Source organism: Mycobacterium sp. NGS59, assembly GCF_059812345.1.
Genome location: NZ_JCALCN010000025.1, coordinates 1 through 16,597, shown reverse-complemented (window position 1 = coordinate 16,597; position 16,597 = coordinate 1). Strand labels below are relative to the sequence as shown.

At 61.4% G+C, this 16,597-nt stretch carries 13 protein-coding genes and 4 pseudogenes; 6 read left to right on the top strand and 11 right to left on the bottom strand.

The window, feature by feature from the left end; all coding sequences use genetic code 11:
• Window positions 1-18: 18 nt before the first annotated feature.
• The 5 genes and pseudogenes from AC5Y46_RS21615 to AC5Y46_RS21595 all read right to left on the bottom strand — a co-directional run bounded on the left by AC5Y46_RS21615 (window position 19) and on the right by AC5Y46_RS21595 (window position 3,110).
• Window positions 19-357 (bottom strand): XRE family transcriptional regulator, encoded by a 339-nt coding sequence (locus AC5Y46_RS21615; RefSeq protein WP_499946163.1) that lies wholly within the window; start codon window positions 355-357, stop codon window positions 19-21.
• Window positions 354-674, bottom strand: a pseudogene (locus AC5Y46_RS21610) (type II toxin-antitoxin system RelE/ParE family toxin); the annotation flags it as partial. The pseudogene AC5Y46_RS21610 and the gene AC5Y46_RS21615, both read right to left, overlap by 4 nt.
• Window positions 675-753: 79 nt before the next feature.
• Window positions 754-2,052: a site-specific integrase gene (locus tag AC5Y46_RS21605; RefSeq protein ID WP_499946162.1), complete on the bottom strand. Its 1,299-nt coding sequence runs from the start codon at window positions 2,050-2,052 to the stop codon at window positions 754-756.
• Window positions 2,053-2,078: 26 nt separating this feature from the next.
• A complete protein-coding gene (locus AC5Y46_RS21600) occupies window positions 2,079-2,261 on the bottom strand; it encodes a helix-turn-helix domain-containing protein (protein WP_205876824.1) in 183 nt (60 codons plus the stop codon).
• 6 nt (window positions 2,262-2,267) lie between these two features.
• Entirely contained in the window at window positions 2,268-3,110 is an 843-nt protein-coding gene (locus tag AC5Y46_RS21595; RefSeq protein ID WP_499946161.1) for a helix-turn-helix domain-containing protein, read from the bottom strand.
• Between the two features lie 315 nt (window positions 3,111-3,425).
• Between AC5Y46_RS21595 and AC5Y46_RS21590 the strand changes: the two genes are divergently transcribed.
• A complete protein-coding gene (locus AC5Y46_RS21590) occupies window positions 3,426-4,751 on the top strand; it encodes a hypothetical protein (RefSeq protein ID WP_499946160.1) in 1,326 nt (441 codons plus the stop codon).
• Between the two features lie 799 nt (window positions 4,752-5,550).
• Here the strand turns inward: AC5Y46_RS21590 and AC5Y46_RS21585 are convergent.
• The 5 genes and pseudogenes from AC5Y46_RS21585 to AC5Y46_RS21565 all read right to left on the bottom strand — a co-directional run bounded on the left by AC5Y46_RS21585 (window position 5,551) and on the right by AC5Y46_RS21565 (window position 9,410).
• Window positions 5,551-5,967, bottom strand: coding sequence for a hypothetical protein (locus AC5Y46_RS21585; RefSeq protein WP_499946159.1), 417 nt, complete (start codon window positions 5,965-5,967; stop codon window positions 5,551-5,553).
• Between the two features lie 234 nt (window positions 5,968-6,201).
• Window positions 6,202-6,539: pseudogene (locus AC5Y46_RS21580) on the bottom strand (HNH endonuclease); the annotation flags it as partial.
• Window positions 6,540-6,611: 72 nt separating this feature from the next.
• A complete protein-coding gene (locus AC5Y46_RS21575; RefSeq protein ID WP_499946158.1) occupies window positions 6,612-7,310 on the bottom strand; it encodes a GAP family protein in 699 nt (232 codons plus the stop codon).
• A gap of 91 nt (window positions 7,311-7,401) precedes the next feature.
• A complete protein-coding gene (locus AC5Y46_RS21570) occupies window positions 7,402-8,580 on the bottom strand; it encodes an NAD(P)/FAD-dependent oxidoreductase (RefSeq protein WP_499946157.1) in 1,179 nt (392 codons plus the stop codon).
• A gap of 215 nt (window positions 8,581-8,795) precedes the next feature.
• Complete coding sequence (locus tag AC5Y46_RS21565; protein WP_499946156.1) at window positions 8,796-9,410, bottom strand: mycothiol-dependent nitroreductase Rv2466c family protein; 615 nt, start codon at window positions 9,408-9,410, stop codon at window positions 8,796-8,798.
• 536 nt (window positions 9,411-9,946) lie between these two features.
• On the opposite strand from AC5Y46_RS21565, the gene AC5Y46_RS21560 reads away from it, so the two are divergent.
• The 4 genes and pseudogenes from AC5Y46_RS21560 to AC5Y46_RS21545 all read left to right on the top strand — a co-directional run.
• The gene (locus AC5Y46_RS21560; protein WP_499946155.1) at window positions 9,947-10,378 is read left to right on the top strand and encodes an MmpS family transport accessory protein; all 432 of its coding nucleotides are present in this window, start codon (window positions 9,947-9,949) and stop codon (window positions 10,376-10,378) included.
• Complete coding sequence (locus AC5Y46_RS21555; RefSeq protein ID WP_499946154.1) at window positions 10,375-13,269, top strand: MMPL/RND family transporter; 2,895 nt, start codon at window positions 10,375-10,377, stop codon at window positions 13,267-13,269. Before AC5Y46_RS21560 ends, AC5Y46_RS21555 begins: the two co-directional genes overlap by 4 nt.
• A 130-nt stretch (window positions 13,270-13,399) precedes the next feature.
• Complete coding sequence (locus AC5Y46_RS21550) at window positions 13,400-13,669, top strand: metal-sensitive transcriptional regulator (RefSeq protein WP_499946153.1); 270 nt, start codon at window positions 13,400-13,402, stop codon at window positions 13,667-13,669.
• Between the two features lie 565 nt (window positions 13,670-14,234).
• Window positions 14,235-14,450 (top strand): annotated as a pseudogene (locus tag AC5Y46_RS21545) (hypothetical protein); the annotation flags it as partial.
• Between the two features lie 660 nt (window positions 14,451-15,110).
• On the opposite strand, the gene AC5Y46_RS21540 reads toward AC5Y46_RS21545, so the two are convergent.
• On the bottom strand, window positions 15,111-16,298 hold the full coding sequence (locus AC5Y46_RS21540; RefSeq protein WP_499992965.1) for a cytochrome P450: 1,188 nt from the start codon (window positions 16,296-16,298) through the stop codon (window positions 15,111-15,113).
• A 175-nt stretch (window positions 16,299-16,473) separates the two neighbouring features.
• Here AC5Y46_RS21540 and AC5Y46_RS21535 point away from each other — a divergent pair.
• A pseudogene (locus AC5Y46_RS21535) lies at window positions 16,474-16,560 on the top strand (oxidoreductase); the annotation flags it as partial.
• Between the last annotated feature and the right edge of the window lie 37 nt (window positions 16,561-16,597).

Sequence of the window (16,597 nt, the reverse complement as noted above, 5' to 3'; positions counted from 1 at the left end):
TCAGTTGCTAAACAGCTCTTAGATTGGTGCTGTGGTCAGCTCCACCACGACTCCCTCGAAGTCGGCTACCACGCGTAGTCGCCCTCCCAGCGCGGCCACATAGGACTGCAGAGTTCCGAGCTCAGTATGCGATAGATCGCCTCCTTCCAGCTTCGATACCCGGGCTTGGGAAACGCCCATGATGGCAGCGACGTCCGTCTGGCGAGCGTGTCCATGCGCCTTTCGAATATCGGCGAGGCGCTGCGCCAGGACCGCGTCATACATCTCCGTACGCGCGGCATTGGCCCGAGTCGGGTCTATTCGCCCCTGCGCGATGGCTTCGGCTCGGATCTCACGCCAGTTACGTGCCATGTTCATTCATCTCCCTCGGTCGCCAGCCAGTTCTCGTATCGCCGCTCAGCTTTCGGAATGTTCTTGTCGTACCAGCTCTTCCAATTGCCCGACTTGTCGCCGCCGAGCAACAGGATTGCCTGCCGCTCAGGATCAAAGATGAACAGAATCCGGATGCTGGTGCCGGCTGGCCGCAGCTCCTTCATGCTGTGAAACTTCGATCCCCTCACCTTGTCCACCGTCGGACGGCCCAAGGTTGGTCCTTCCAGCTCGAGCAGGTCGATAGCCCCGGTAACGGCGACGATCGCGTCCTCGTCAAGCGTGAAATACCAGTTCTCGACCTCCTATAGCAAGATCACTTCCCAGGACTCCGACATTAATATAACTTCAGGGTTATATGCAACACTCTGAGCCGAAGACGTCTCATGCGGAGCCCGCTCCGTCATCCCAGGCGTCGCCGAGCAAAAACTCAGCGGCTTGTTCTGCTGCCTCGCGGTCGTCGTTACCCAGCACGTGGGCATACGTCTCTAGGAAGAAACCAACATTCGCGTGGCCAATCCGCTCGCTGATCACCTTTGGGCTGACACCGGCCCGCAGCGCACCGGTGGCGTACGAGTGGCGCAGATCGTGAAAAGTGATGCGAGACAGGCCCGCTGCCGCCGCTAAACGATCGAAGCGTTGACGAATGGTATCGGGATGCGGTGGCCGGCCGTCCTGGTAGGTGAACAGGTAATCGCCGGGATGGTATGCGTCGCCGAAAAATTCGCGCTCGCTGTCCTGGAGTTCGCGCCAACGGCGCAGCGCCGCCACGGTAGTGCGGTCGATCGAAATCGTCTGGTCAGCGTTGCGGGTCTTACCGCCGGCCTTGTCGAGTGCCCGCCCGCCGACGACCACGCGATTGTCGTGGACGGTTATCGCACCGGCATCGAGGTCGACGTCGGACCACTTCAGGCCACACACCTGGCCGCGCCGAATACCGGTAGTGAGTTCCAGCAGGAAGAGTGCCGCGAACCGGTCGTCGCGGATCGATTTGAGGAATGTGCGGATTTCCTCGGCGCTCCAAACTGTCCGGCGGGTGCGCGGCCGCCGCGGTGGTTTCACATTGCTTGCCGGGTTGTCAGTGAGGTACTTCCACGCAACTGCGTCGACGAGCGCCCGATGAAGGAAGGCGTGGACGTTGCGGACGGTCTTTGGCGCCAAGCCCGGCGAAACCGGTTTAGGCACAATGCCTATCCGATAGCGTCGTACGGCGGTGCGGGCGGCATGGATCGTTGTCCCGCAGGCCTGCGACAGCTGTCGTGGTGTGGGTGGGGCGCCGGCAGTGTTGCGTTCGGACCAATAGGCATACATCACGGAGTCGTTGTCGCGCTTGACTCGGCCCTCGCTGAGCAGTTTGGCGTAGAGCTTCAGGAGTTGAGGCTCGTCGAGTCGCTGCAGGCGCTCGGCGCCAATATGGGGAATGACGTATGTGCGCGCGTAGTCGCTCCAACTGCGCCATGTCGTGGCATCGAGTGCAGGTTCGACGGCGGCGAGCCATTCGTTGAGGAACTGCGCAACCGTACGGGTCGAGGGTTTGACGACTCGGCCGCGGTCAGCGTCACGCATTGCTTCGCGGCAGGCTTTCCAGGCCTCACGCTCGGTGTCGAACCCGCCCTTGCTGATCCAGGGGTATCGGCCGGTTGCCGGGTCCCTCTCCGGCAGGCGGAATTTGTAGTACCACACCGAACCACGCTGATGGACGGTCCCTTTCACGATGCCACCAGCTCACGCAACCCAGCCGTTACGACATAGATCCGGCCGCCGAGCCGGCGAACGGGCAGCTCGTCAGAGGCCACCAGTCGGTAGGCTGCCGCCCGGCTGATTCCCAGTAGCTGTGCGGCGTGTGGAACGGCAAGCAGCAGAGGGAGATCATTGAACACGTTGTTTTCCAAGATAATTCACCACCTTTCCTCAGAGTTGACGGAATTTTGCACAGCTGTGCGGTCTTCGTGGGCCTGTGGGCTGCACCGTGGACAAAAACGTGCGGCCTCCGATCCATCGGCCCCAGCGACCGTGATCGTGCGTGAGTACGCATCCTCGCATTCACCGCACCAGGGCACTGTTGGCGCGGATGAGCTTGGCGGCATCCACGCTTGCGTTAGACGTCGGGCTATCACACGGATTGGATGACGTGCACCGTCAGGATTCCGGATCAGGTGGGCGGCGAGGTCAGCGGCTGGCCAACCGCGTGCCAGAGCGGACTCGATGGCCGGCAGGAGACTGTGCACGTCGCGCTCACCGAGCCGCCACGAATCGCTGACGGCGTGCAGGATTTGTGCTGCAGAACCACCCGGTTCGGATGGGGATTCTATTGATGGTTTCAAGGGGTCCCGATCTGGGACCCCCGTAGGGTGCCGCTGTGACACCGCCCCAGTCCCACTGCGGGACGGCTCCCGTGCCAATACGGGACCGGGGGGTCCCGTATTGGGACTAGGGGGTGTCGGATCGGGACCGGGTGGAAGATGAGGTGCCCGAGGGTGATTCAGGTAGTAACGGGTGGAGCGGCGAGCGCCGGAATCGTGGAATTGCGGGCGTCGGGTCATGAAGCCCCGGGTCTCCAGCAAGCTCAGCGCGCGTAAGACCGTGCTCCTTCCGGCGCCGGATTCAGTCATCAGCGTACGGATTGACGGATAGCACGAGAAGTTCTCATCCGCCTTATTTGCCAGTAGCACGAGGATGAACTTCGCTACCGGTTGGGCGATGTCCGAGTCTTTTGCCCAGGCGAGGGCCTCCCAGCTCATGTGGACGCATCGATAAGGCGGTGCCCACCGGCAGCCGTTTCGGCGGACTGCACCGAGCGGCAATCCCTGTCGCGTCGTTTCATTTCTAAACGGTAAGTCCGCCTAGGTGCCTAGCGCGACGGGCAAGCAGATATTTTTCTGGTGAGTTTTGCTGCGGCACAGCCGGATTACCGCCAATTCCCTCCACGGCACCACAAATCGCGAAACGCGCTGCCTCGAAGGGCGCATCGCGTGCATGGCCGCGCCGGCGTGCGTGGATGCGTCGGATGTCACGGAGCTGCCGATGTAGTTCTATTTGCCTCAGTAGGAGCTACCGTGCTGACGCCCGGCTCGCCTCCTGATCCGGACCGTGGCGGTCAGACTGTTCGGCACATCGCCGCGATGCTGCCTGTTTCTGGCATAGAGGCCGCGGGCGCGGTTTACTCTCGACGAGTGTCCGAGGTGCCGCAACATACGACGGGCGACGAGGTCGCGCTCGGCGCATTTTTGGTGTTGCTGCACGACGCTGCCGACTCGTTTCGCACCGTTCATGCGACCTACCGCTTTTGGCGCCATAACGAGCGCGTTCACATGGCCTTCCGCGCAGACATTGAGGAGCAGAAGCGCAGCGGCGCTTCGGTCAGCAGCATCAGCAGCATCTATACGGGCGCCAGCGGCGACCCCGCACCCGTGGAGTCCGAAGAGACGGTGGATTTTTGGCGCGATGGGCAGCGCTTGCGCGAGGAGCGTCACGGAGGACTTCGGGACGGCTATTACGGCGTCGCTGATGGCCCGCTGTGGTGGTTTTGGGATGCGCGCATGGGCGCGATGAGCAACCAGGACGATCCACGAGCGGGCAGCGGCATCGGTCAGGAACTCGAGGTGATGCTCAATCCGACACCACTGCTGAGTTCATTGCGTTTTAGCGTGACGGGGACCTCCCGGGTTGCCGGCCGAGCCACCCTCACCGCGGCCGCCACACCTCGCCCATCCGACCCACGCCACCACAACCCCTTCGGCCAGCTGCACGGCTTGGGCACCGGCGCCCAGCACTACCGATTCGAGGTCGACCAAGAACGCGGAGTTCTGCTGTCCGTCACCGCGATCCGCGACGAGCAGCCCTTCCACCAGATCAGCGCACTCGCCATCGGTTTCGACGCGCCGATCCCCGCTGAGACCTTCCAATTCCGGCCGCCCGACGGCGAAGAGATCCGGCCAACCCAAGCTCGCCAGCAGCTGCAGCACACCACCCTCACCGAAGCCCAGCAACGCGCGCCCTTCACCGTGTTGATGCCAGACCGGATACCTGACACCTGGCGGGTGCACTGCGTGTTCATGGAAGCCTCGCAGCGCCCACCCACTCCGGCGCTGGTCGCGCTGAGCTACCGCTCCGATGACGGCCACCACAGCATCTCGGTTACACAACTGGCCGCGGCTAACGCGTCCCGCTACTACGGGAGCCTGCTCGACGACCAAAACTGGCAGCAGGCAGACAGCAATGGGACGTCGATTCGGGTCGCCCCAGTCGACTCGCCGCACGCCCAAGCCCACCTCGAACGACACGGAACATTCGTATTCCTCGTCTCCGACACCCTGACACGCGATGAGCTCGTCTCGATCGCAGCCGGCCTTCGAGCCGCACCGAGCACCGGCGACATCTGAAATCGGAGCCCGCTTTGGGACCGGCTCGCACCCGGCGAAGGTTAGGGCCGAAGGGCGGTGGAGCCGACCGGCAACCTCCGCGATGATCGGCGATGCCGGTCGGAATTAGCGACCGCCGCCTCAAGCGCTTTGGTGTAGGTGGTTTCAGCCGGCGCCTGCGGCGGATCAGCGCACTAGTAACCGCTTGGACGACACCGTCGCGGCAGCGCCATCGTCTCCTGGTTTTCACTGTTTCGCCCACCTCGGTTGTCACCCGGAGATTTGCCAACCGCCTGGCGCGGTACATCCTGCCTCCGCCTCCGCCAAATTTGACGCCTCCAAACACATCACACCTCTTGCACTCAGGGTAACGAGTTAATAACATAACGTCCGGACGAATTCTGGGACCGTCATTTGTCTGACATCGGGAAGCGGGTGTTGCGTGAGCGGCAAAACTCTGCTGTTGGAAGCCCGAATCGACTCCGTGCGGAAATGTCCGCGGTGCGGGGAGGCCTTCGATATGCCGCAGAGGGGGCCGGGTCGGCGTCCGATTTGGTGCTCGCCGCGATGCCGACGACTGGCCTCCGCAGAGCGCGCCGCGGCCCGCAACGCCGGCGCGGCCGTGCGAGTGGTGGAGGTGCCTCGCGCCCATCGCCCCGACCCCCATGCGCGCGTGGAGCTACCTTCCATGCACACGCTAGAACGACTGTTCTTGAGCTCCGACCACCAATGTCGAGAGCTCTTGAACACCCTTCTGCAGCGCTACACCGACGGCGAATTGAGCGCCGAATTGCGTACGGCTATGGAGGCATTCGGAGCCTCAATAAGCCAGCACCACGCGCTGACCAAAGACCCTGACTACCAAGGTGCAATGTACGACGTTCGGCGTCTTCGTAAGCATCTCCGATTCGAGGCCCAGCATGCGGCGGATCGTCGACGAGAACTCAGCGCGCTGCGTGCCGAACTCATCTCGCAAAACACCGTCATCGCCCAGCTGCGCAGCGACCTCACCCGGCTGGAAGCGCACCATGTAGACGGCTACAGTGACGCCCTGATCAGTGCTCCCAGCGACGCTGGCCCAGGTCCCCAATTGAGTCGCCAACAACGGCGCGCTGCCCAGCGTAGTGCTCAAAAGAACAGGCAACAGTCCACCGGCTGATCGCTTGGCCGTATGCGGGGCGGCATCATGCGATTCCTGGCCTGCAACAGGCCCGGGCCTGGTTGACGTTGAGTCCACGGTCAAGTTCCTTCCGCCACCGATAAGGAGAGCCAAAACCGTTGTTCCCAAGCCTGTTTCTTCGCCACCTGCAGTGAAAAGTCAACCGTGTTGGGCTGGAGGCGAAACCCTGCGTCGACGGCACGAGGTTCATGAGAGTGAACGGCGTCTCGTCGGGGACGTACCCGGGTGGTTCGACCGCATCGCTCCCGGATGCCGGACCAAGAGTCGGGGTGTTATGCGGGTGCGCGACAGTCAGGCGGACGCAACCTTATTCGACTTCGTCCGGTTGCATAGCCAGTACAAAATCTGCAGATTGTCGGGCGCAGACAAACCCCCCTTTGACACTGGGACGATGTGGTCCAACTCTAGGAGGAGGTGGGCTCCGCAGCGAGCGATCCTGAGCATTAAGGGCAGGCGTGATTATCACGCGACTTGATGAAGTTGCGCAGCCTAGACGTCATCAGCGAGCGCTGGCCCGCAGCACTTTTCCTCCAGCGGATCTTCTGCGACAAAACGTCGATCAGCGCGTCGATTGTGGGGGTGTTCAAGGTGACGGTCGATCGCTGCGAACTGTTCCCGCCGGCACTGACCTACTCACAAAAGCTACTGGGCGTAATGCCTCCTGATGAATGCGGGTACGCGCTTCCGGAAATAGGAATTCGTCAGGCAAGCCCGTAAATCAGGATGGCGCCGCCGACGATGACAAAAGTTGCAGCTGTAGCAGTGTCTTGCCGCTGTTGAATCCACTGCCTGAAGTGTTCGAGCTTGGAATCGATGCGTGGTCCGACCACGAGATAGGTGATGATGGGCGCAGCCACAGTCGATGTTGCCAGCACGACGTAGTAGGCGAGAGCTGCCGTGGCGCCGACAGTCGACCGCAGGGTGGCGATGGAGGCTTCCGCAGCTACGCTGGCCGCCAACACCTTCGGGTTGATCAGCGCCGGAAACAACCCTATCGCCGCCGACAACAATGGTCCTATGCCGCCGATTTTGCTGTATCGGTCGGGATTGCCGTTCACGTTGCCGCGGCGTCGCCAAGCAAGTATTCCGAGGATGACGAACGCCGCACCGATCGCTGCGACTAACCAATGGACCCACTGGGGGAGGGGCCGGTGAGCGGCGTCATGCAAACCGGGCGTGGTTCGAAACGCCAATGTCGGCACCGCGAGCGCCGTCGCTCTGCCCATGAGGTAGGCCATGCTCGATGCGCGTGGCCGGTCGTTGTGGACGAGTAGCACTAAAGCGATGACGATCGGTATCGGTGATATTGCGACTGATAGAGCAGGTGCAGTCAGTCGGGCCAGGAACGGAGTCAAGTCCATCGAAACGGCAGGGCCTTCCGGATCGAATGCCGGGTTCAAGGAATTCCGCTCCTGACGTGCCGGCTAGCCATGATGCTCGGCCCCTTAATCCGTCAAAGTAGTCAGTTCCCTTTCTATTCGTGCATGTGACTCAGTCTGCCTGTGAGGGAACGCCCTCCCACTCAACGCGCCAGTCGCGTTCTTCGTCTTGCTTGTCGTGGTGCAGCTTCTGCGATGGCTGACTGAGGTGTATGGCGGGGTGGGGCATGGTGAAGAAATCGCCGCTCCCGAGGGCCGATTCGCCGTTGCCTGTGTCGATGTAGCAGTACCCCTCGCCGGAAAGTTGGGTGTGGGTGTCGGTCTTGCCCAGGTGCCGCAGTGCGTTTGCCGCCGCGGCTTTGGCGCCGTTTTTGGCGAAGATCGCGGCTTTGGGCAGCGGTCTGCCGGACGGGGAGGTGATGGCGGTCGTGTCGCCGATCGCGAAGATGCCGGGATGCTTGGTCTCCATGGTCGCTGCGTCGACACTGATCCACTCTGAACCGTCCAAGGCCACGGCGGGTTCGTGCGGGGGCACGAACACCAGTAAGTCGAACGAGATAGTGACGCCGTTCTCGAAGTGAATCTCCTGGTCCTCGGCGTCGAGGCGGGCGACGGTATGTTCACCGAAAAACTCGATGTCATGCTCATTGAGCAGGTCAATCAGTTCGGGCCCGGCGAACGGTCCCGCTGACGGCATCGGGTGCTTTTCGGGGCTGTAGACTGAAATCTGTGTAACGTCACGTGATCCGTTGTCGCGCAGTAGATCTGAGGCGAGAAGCGACCCTTCGTACGGCGCGACGGGGCACCGGTAGGGTTGCGAGGTCACCAGGAAGACCAGCTTTCCGCCGGTGAATGCCTGCAGTGCTAAGTGAGCTTGCGCGGCCGCCTCGGCGCTGTAGTAGTGCACCGCTGAACCAGAGTCGACCGCGTCGCGCAGTCCGGGGATGTTGTCGATGGCGTTGCGCGCGCCCGTCGCGATAATAAGGGCGTCAAAACCAAGCTCGGTCTTGTCGGCGAGTGTCACGGTGCGTGCCGCCGGGTCGATGGCACGAACCGTCCCAGTGACCCGATGGGCTCCGGCTAATGCCGTGGCGCTGGGTGTGATCGGCACGCTGTCGCGATCACGCCACCCACGCATCACCCACGGAAGGGTGAATCCCAGGAAATGCGAGAAGTCTTCATCGACCACCGTGACGGCGAGATCATCGAGGCTGACACCCGATTCAGCGAGTTCTTTGATGACGCTCAGACCACCGATACCGGCGCCGAGAATGAGTAGATCTTTTGTCATGGCCGTTTTCCTTCCGTCTTTCCTGCTCGCCTATTCGGATGCGAGTCCTTAATGGCTGCGCTGCGCCGTCGCGGGGGTGACTGTCACACCACTGCACTGGATCCACCGCCCGTTTGACTGCTGCGACGTGTCGGCCGCATCCCCGCTCAGGTCGTCTCGCCGCAAAAACGGCAGCGTAGGGGGCAACTCACGGCGATGGTCCGTCCCGGACGCTGCTAGTGAGTACGAGGACGGTTGAGTTGGCTGAATTCTGTTGTGCGCACCAACGTGGCAACGGCGTCGAAAACTGCCAGCGTCTCGTCGGCGGCGGGCACGGCGGTGAAGACCGGCCCAAAAACGGTGCGGCCATCGATCGTGACCAGAGGACTGCCGCCGGTGTCCCCGAGCGCGTCCTGGCTGTGCTGATGCGACTCTGCGACTGCAGCATCGAGAGAAGAATCGCCCAACGCGCCCACGCCGACGTGTTGGGCACCGACTACCCGGACAACATGATTGACGAGGTCGTCGTCCACTGCGGCTGACTGATCAAAGTACCGCTGAGCAAATGCGAAGTATGCCTTGCTCGTCACGTCGGAACCAAGCTCGTCGTGTAGCGCGGCCATGAGTCGCCCGACTTGTCGTGAGTCGTTCATGCGAGCCCGCTGAGGTGCGGGCAGTTCTTGGCCCGAATTGAGGATGGCGAGATTCATGAATTGCCAATCAATGTCAAATCCGGCCTTCTCGGCGGCGGCGGTCAGCCAACGAGCCGTATTCCATGAAAACGGACACACCGGGTCCAGCCATAGAGTGACCGTGTTCGTGCTCCGATCGGGTACCTGTGCCTCGGTCAATGTTTGCTCCCTCCTCCGACTACGTAACAACTATCGCGAGACGCCGCGGTTGACTGCGACTCACTGAAAATGCTTGGAATTCAGGCGATCTTGTCTTCAGTATGTCGTCATCTGCTCACAACAAAGTTGCCTTCGGCCCCCTCGGCGGCTAACCAAGATGGCTACTGGATACCATACCCCCTAGTGTATCTACCGTCGGCGATGGGAGCAATATCGCGACTGGCGACCTTGCCGGCGTGGTCCGGCTACCAACTCGCGCGCGGGGAGCCGACTTGCCGAGGGCGTGCTCGAGAGATCTAGGTCGGTCGCTGTTGCCTGGCGCGTTTCAATGTGCCAGCATAGGTGATATACCCCTACCCGTACCTGTACCCTGCATGGAAACATCTGGAAGCGAGGTCGACCCGCGCGTCCTTAAGCGATTGGCCGGGCAGGGGCGTGTGCGGATCGTGCCGGTGCTGTGGGTCGGTGCTGCCTGAGGTGTCAACGCTCCGATTGCCGCGCACCGCGTTGGCGACAAGTGAAGGGAATTGCGCTTCTTGCTGAAATTTCTGAGGAAGCTGTGGGTGCCGCTGATTGTCCTGATTGCGTTGACTATTGGCGGGGTGTCGGTTGATCGGCTGCGCGGAGTTTTTGGCTCGGATGAGATTTTTTCTGCTACTGGCAGCAGCGCCGGACCGCTCGAAGCATCGCATGTCAAACAGGTGATATACGAGGTGTACGGACCTGGTGGAACTGCGGGAAGCATCAGCTATCTGAATAGGGACGCCCAGCCGAAACAGGCGTCCTTCACGGGTTTGCCGTGGTCATTTACGGTCACGACGACAGTGCCTGCGGTGATCGCTAGTTTGGTGGCTCAAGGCGATAGCGACGAAATTGGTTGCCGCATCACTGTCGACGGTGTCGTCAAGGACGAGCAATCTTCGACTGGACACCACGCGCAAACTTCCTGTTTGGTCAAGGCCGCATGAGCACCGACACCGAGGGCCATCCGGCATTCATGCGGTTCGTCCGGGTGTTCGCCGTGCCGATACTTATCGCGTGGCTGCTGCTGACCGTCGCCTTGAATGTGCTTGTGCCGCCAATTGAGTCGGTGGCACGAAACCATGCGGTGACCATGTCGCCCCAAGACGCGCCCGCGATGATCGCCGCGAAACGCATTGGCGCGCAGTTCCACGAGTCGGATTCCGACAGCATCGCCATGATCGTCCTGGAAAGCGATCAACAACTCGGTGAGGCGGCGCATCGGTACTACGACGGACTGGCGAATAGGTTGCGGGCCGACTCCAAGCACGTGCAGCACGTGCAGAACGTGTGGGGAGATCCGCTCACGGCGGCGGGCGTGCAGAGTCGCGACGGCAAAGCGGCGTACGTTCAAGTCAATCTCGCCGGTAACCAGGGCAGCACGTTGGGCAACGAGTCCGTGAAGGCGGTGCGAGAGTTCATCGATGCGTCCCGGCCTCCGAGTGGTCTCAAGGTGTATGTCACTGGTCCAGCAGCGCTCAGTACGGACATGAATGAAGCTGCCGACAAGAGCATGCTGACCATGATGGGTGTGACCGGCGTCGTCATCATGATCATGCTGTTCCTGGCCTATCGCTCAGTCAGCACAGTGCTGTTGATACTGCTCATGGTCGGTTTTGAGATGGGTACGGCCAGAGGGCTCGTCGCGCTCCTGGGCAACTACGATCTGTTGGGGTTTTCGACGTTCGTTGTGGCCATGCTGTCTTCGCTGGCGATCGCGGCGGGAACCGACTACGCCATCTTCCTGATCGGCCGTTATCAGGAGGCCCGCCAGGCCGGGCAGGATCGAGAAGCCGCCTACTACGCGATGTTCCGCGGGACCTGGCATATCATCCTGGGCTCGGGGCTCACGATCGCCGGAGCGACCTTCTGCCTACACCTGGCGCGACTCTCGTACTTCAAAGCACTCGGCATCCCGTCAGCCCTCGGACTGCTCGTTGTCGTCGCGGGAGCGCTCACCGCGGCGCCGGCCGTCGTCGCGGTCGCCGGCCGTTTCGGTTGGCTCGACCCCAAGCGGGCGGTCAAAGTCCGCGGCTGGCGGCGGATCGGGACTGCCACGGTGCGCTGGCCGGCTCCGGTGTTCGCCGCGTCACTGGTCATCGCCGTGGTCGGCATTTTGATCATGCCAAGCATGAAAATCAGCTACAACGACCGCTTCTATATCCCCGATACGCTGCCCTCCAGCGTCGGATATGCAGCCGCAGAGCGCCATTTCAGCGCCGCAACAATGAATCCCGACATCCTGATGGTCGAAAGCGATCACGACATGCGCACCACCGGCGACATGATCATCCTGGACCGCATCGCCAAGGAGGTGTTCCGCGCACCGGGTATCGCCATGGTGCAAAGCATCACCCGACCGCTGGGTGGTCCGGTCCAACACACGTCGATACCGTTCCAGATCAGCGCTCAATCGATTCCTATCCGCGAGAACCTGCAATTCATGCGCGACCGGGCCGCCGACATGCTCACCATGGGAGATGATCTGGGCGCCATGGTCACCTCGATGCAGAAAATCTATGCCGTGATGCGCGAGATGGCCACCACCACCCACCACATGCTTGGCGACATGGGTCAGATGAAAGCCACGCTCGATGAAATCCGGGATCACCTGGCGGATTTCGACGACGTAGCACGACCTTTCCGGAGCTATCTGTACTTCGAACAGCACTGCTTCAACATCCCCGTCTGCTGGGGAGCCCGATCGGTGTTCGACGCGATCGACGGCGTCGACACATTCAGCAGCAACATGAACGCGTTGTTGAAGGACGTGGGGAATATCGATGCGCTCCTGCCGCAGCTGCTGCAGCAATTCCCGCCGATCATCACCGTCGCCCAATCGATGCGGGGCAGTTTGCTCACCATGCACAGCAGCTTCTCCGGCCTCGTCGAGCAGATCTCGCGGATGACCGACACAGCCAGTGCGATGGGCGAAGCGTTCGACTCCGCCCGAAGCGGCGACTACTTTTACCTGCCGCCGGAAGCCTTCACCAACGCCGACTTCCAGCGCGGCCTTCAGCTCTTCCTGTCACCGGACGGCAAAGCGGCGCGCTTCATCATCACCCACGACACCGACCCCGCGACACCGGCCGGAATCGACTCCGTCATCCCCGAACTCGACTCCGCACACCAAGCCGTCAAGGGAACCGCACTCACCGACGCGAAGTTCTACCTCGCTGGCACCGCCGCCATCTACCGAGACATCCAGTCGGGATCCCAATACGACCTACTGATCGTCGGAATCGCCGCCATGACACTTATTTTCATCGTGATGATAATTATCACCCGCGCGCTCGTGGCCTCACTGGTGATCGTCGGCACCGTCCTGTTGTCGCTGGGCGCCGCATTCGGACTGTCGGTCCTGGTCTGGCAACACCTGTTCGGTCTGGAATTGAACTGGATCGCACCAGTATTCGGCATGATCATCCTGCTCGCGGTCGGTTCGGACTACAACCTGCTCCTCGTGTCACGATTCCAAGAAGAAATCGGCGCAGGACTCAAGACCGGCATTATCCGCTCCATGGGGGAGACCGGAGGAGTCGTCACCGCGGCAGGCCTAGTGTTCGCGTTCACCATGATGTCCATGGTCGCCAGCGACCTGCGCTCAATTGGCCAGGCCGGCAGCACCATTGGCCTGGGGTTGCTATTCGACACCCTCATCGTGCGCTCCCTGATGACGCCATCAATCGCAGCCCTACTCGGACGCTGGTTCTGGTGGCCCCAAAGAGTGCGACCACGCCCCGTTAGCCCCTACGCCTCGAGTCGTCAGCGCACCCAGCGCGACTCGCACGCTGCCACTGGCCGCCAAGCCAACCCAGCAGCGACTCAAGCCCACTAAGCGTTGGCAGAGAGTGACTCAGACCGTGCCACCAAAGCGCGCACGCTTCGCCCCATCCCCAGTCGCTGCCGCGCAACAACATACCCCCCCGGGTAGAATGGACCTTCCAGCTAACCCTCGTGGAGGACCCGTGATCGACGACATCGACCGTATGAACGACGTGCTCAGCAGATTGCGGCGCGCTCACGGCCAACTAGGCGGCGTCATCTCCATGATCGAGCAAGGCCGTGACTGTAAAGACGTCGTCACCCAACTCGCCGCGGTGTCGCGTGCGCTCGACCGCGCCGGCTTCAAGATCGTCGCCTCGGGTATGCGGCAATGCATCACCCACAACGAATCAGGGACTCAGCCACCCCTGACCGAAGACGAACTAGAAAAACTCTTCCTCTCGCTGGCGTAAGGCGCTTTGCTAACGGGTCGCCAGGAGCTCGCTGGCTTTCTGGCGCGCCGACAGCCCGTCGTCGAGATTTGGGAACAAATTTGGGAACCAAACACCGCGAAACCACCCCAAATCAGTGTGACACGACGCAACCGACCGAACGCCATACCCCCGCTGAACTGCACAAATGAGACCACCCGAACACCCGAAAATCCCTGACCCGTAGCTCATAACCCAGAGGTCGCAGGTTCGAATCCTGTCCCCGCTACCAACGGAGATGGCCTTCAGGCAGCAGCCTGGGGGCCATTTTCATGTCCGTTGGGAACACTTCCGGGAACATTCGCGAGGCCAAAAACTTATGAGAGCGCATAGAACGCGCTGCGCACGGCTTGGCTCGGGGACCTTGGTGAGTGGGAAAGCCGAGGCGTCGAGTGAAGGTGCCTTCTGCTGCGCAGACAAGTGTTGTCGCAGGCCGCTGTGATAATCGGTGCAAACGTTGCTGCTGGTGAGGGCCGAATTGATTCGGGTGACGTGCGCCATACCGGAGTGACGACTCGTCGGTGATGAAACTAGGGAGGTAGCTGCGATGATGAAGGAGATTGAGCTCCGTCTTGTTGACGCTCCAACCCCGAGCGGCGAGATTCCGGTCAAGGACCTAGCCGCCCTCGCGACTGCCTTGCAGGAATTGACGACTCGAATTAGCCGTGAAGTAGTCAATACGCCTGGCCCCGGCCGCACGAAGCAGTTCATGGAGGAGTTTTCGCAGCTGCGACTCCATGCGATTGAGCCTGGAAGCACCGTGCTCCGATTCGGCAAGGGTCCTACTGACAAACTTGACGTCGACCTGCCTGAACAAGCCGTGGCGGACGACCGTTTGTGGGAAATTGTGCGGGCTATGGGCAAGGATCGTCGCCCCGATTGGGCGACTGACCTGATCGCGGAGAGCGTCGGCAAGTTGGTCAACGCCATTCAAGCAGCGGCACCGACCGTAATCCTCGGTGCGCCTTCACGGCCGGAAGTGCGGATTGCGTCATCGGCGATGCATGTCGAAACTTGGACACCGATGCGTGTCCGTACAGGAACCGACATGACCGCCGCTGGCCGACTCAGAAGGTCGATCTACGGTCACACGAGTTCCGTCTCCGCGACGACGTCGATAACACCGTCGAACTCAAGCGCGTCGTAAACGACACCGTCGCAGCACAACTCGTTGGCCAATGGGTGGTTGCGCAAGGTACAGGGATACAACATGCGTCTGGCCGGCTTGTCGCTCTTCAGGATGCGCGCGTACTTCCAGCGGACGATCCCGCGGCAGACTACGTCGGTCCCAAAGTCGTTACCCTAAGAGATTTGGCCAGCGCTCCCGGGCCGGACCCGAATGGTGGGCTCGTGGTCGGCTTCGGGTACAGATCTCAAGGGCGACGCCTACGAGGCGCTGCTGTCCAAGGGCGCATCAGACAAATCAGGCCACGACAGCTGGCATGCTGTCCCATCCGCGCACAGTAGACGTGCGGGATCGTCGCGCTTGGGCCATATCCACATCCCATTCGGGCCAACGTTTGAGCACCTCTTCAAGCGCCACGCGGCCCTCTAGGCGAGCCAATGGAGAACCTACGCAGAAGTGCGCCCCGCGCCCAAAAGTCAGATGTCCACCCGGCTTTCGGTGAATGTCGAACCTGTCAGGATCGTCGAAATGACGCTCATCGCGGTTGGCTGACGCCAGCATCATCAGTAGCGCGCTGCCGGCAGGAATCATCTGCTGCTGGAAGGTCACATCGTCAGAAGCAACGAAGCGTGCCACGTGCGGCCCCGGTGGTTCGAAGCGCAGGAGTTCCTCGATCGCTACCGGAATCAGCTTGTGGTCCTGCACGAGTTCTTTCCGTTGATCGGGATGTTCGGCAAGAACCTTGCCCATCCAACCGAATAGTCGGCCGGTCGTCTCGACCCCGGCACCGGCAACGACGGCAAGGAACACAGTGAGCTCCTGCTTGGTCAGCTTCCGCGTGGTGCCGGTTTCGTCTTCGAACTCGACGTTGAGTAGTTCGGTGATCAGATCGTCCGAAGGATTTTTCTCCCGCCATTCGACGTACTCACCAAACATTTCTCCGGTGAAATACCGGTCTTTCTTGATTGCCATTGGCTTTCCCGGTTCATTGCGCAACACGTCGTTGGCGTGCTGACGCACCGCGGGCTGTTCGGCGTCGGGGATGCCTGCGAGCATTCCGATTGTGCGCATGGGGAGCTCGGCGCCGAGGTCCTCGACGAAATCGAACCGGTCGCCGCCGACGAGGGGATCGAGGCAGGCGACACAGAATGCACGGATCTTGTCCTCGATCGCGCGCATCTTCTTCGGCGTGAATGCCCTCGAAACGATCGCGCGATGGATGGTGTGCAGGGGCGGGTCCTCGTTGATAAAGATGCCTGGCGGCATCACCGGGTCGGTCATGACCACTTCGAGGATGTCGCCTTTGGCCGAGCTCAGCCGTGCGGTATCCCGCAGCGCGGCGTCGACGTCCGCGTAGCGACTTACAGCCCAGAAGTCATGCCGTTCGTTGTAGTAGACCGGTTGTTCGTCGCGTAGGCGGCGGTAGGTGGGATAGGGATCGAGGTCAATGTCGAAGTCCCATGGGTCGTAGTACAAGTCGCTCAACATCGACTCCTCGACGATAGAAGCATCAATCGCGTATAGTGACTGCTGTACGAACGTACAGGACGAATAGTGGACCGGCAACAGCGGATTCGTGCAGGAGGCCGCGCAATGCTATGCGGTCGTACGATTCGGGCGGACGCACGAAACGTTCGACTCACCGGACTTAGGGAGCTCGATGGGCAATCGGTTTTCACTTGATGGCCGCGTCGCGGTCGTAACCGGCGGAGGTACTGGCATCGGGCGGGGTGCCGCCCTCGTTCTAGTGTCGTGCGTCATTAATTAGTTTACAGTGTGGGATG

What these genes read in the sequence shown, in the direction of transcription:
- AC5Y46_RS21615 (WP_499946163.1), bottom strand. Translation starts at nt 357, where the DNA reads ATGAACATGGCACGTAACTGGCGTGAGATCCGAGCCGAAGCCATCGCG.
- AC5Y46_RS21595 (WP_499946161.1), bottom strand. Translation starts at nt 3,110, where the DNA reads ATGAGCTGGGAGGCCCTCGCCTGGGCAAAAGACTCGGACATCGCCCAA.
- AC5Y46_RS21570 (WP_499946157.1), bottom strand. Translation starts at nt 8,580, where the DNA reads ATGACAAAAGATCTACTCATTCTCGGCGCCGGTATCGGTGGTCTGAGC.
- AC5Y46_RS21555 (WP_499946154.1), top strand. Translation starts at nt 10,375, where the DNA reads ATGAGCACCGACACCGAGGGCCATCCGGCATTCATGCGGTTCGTCCGG.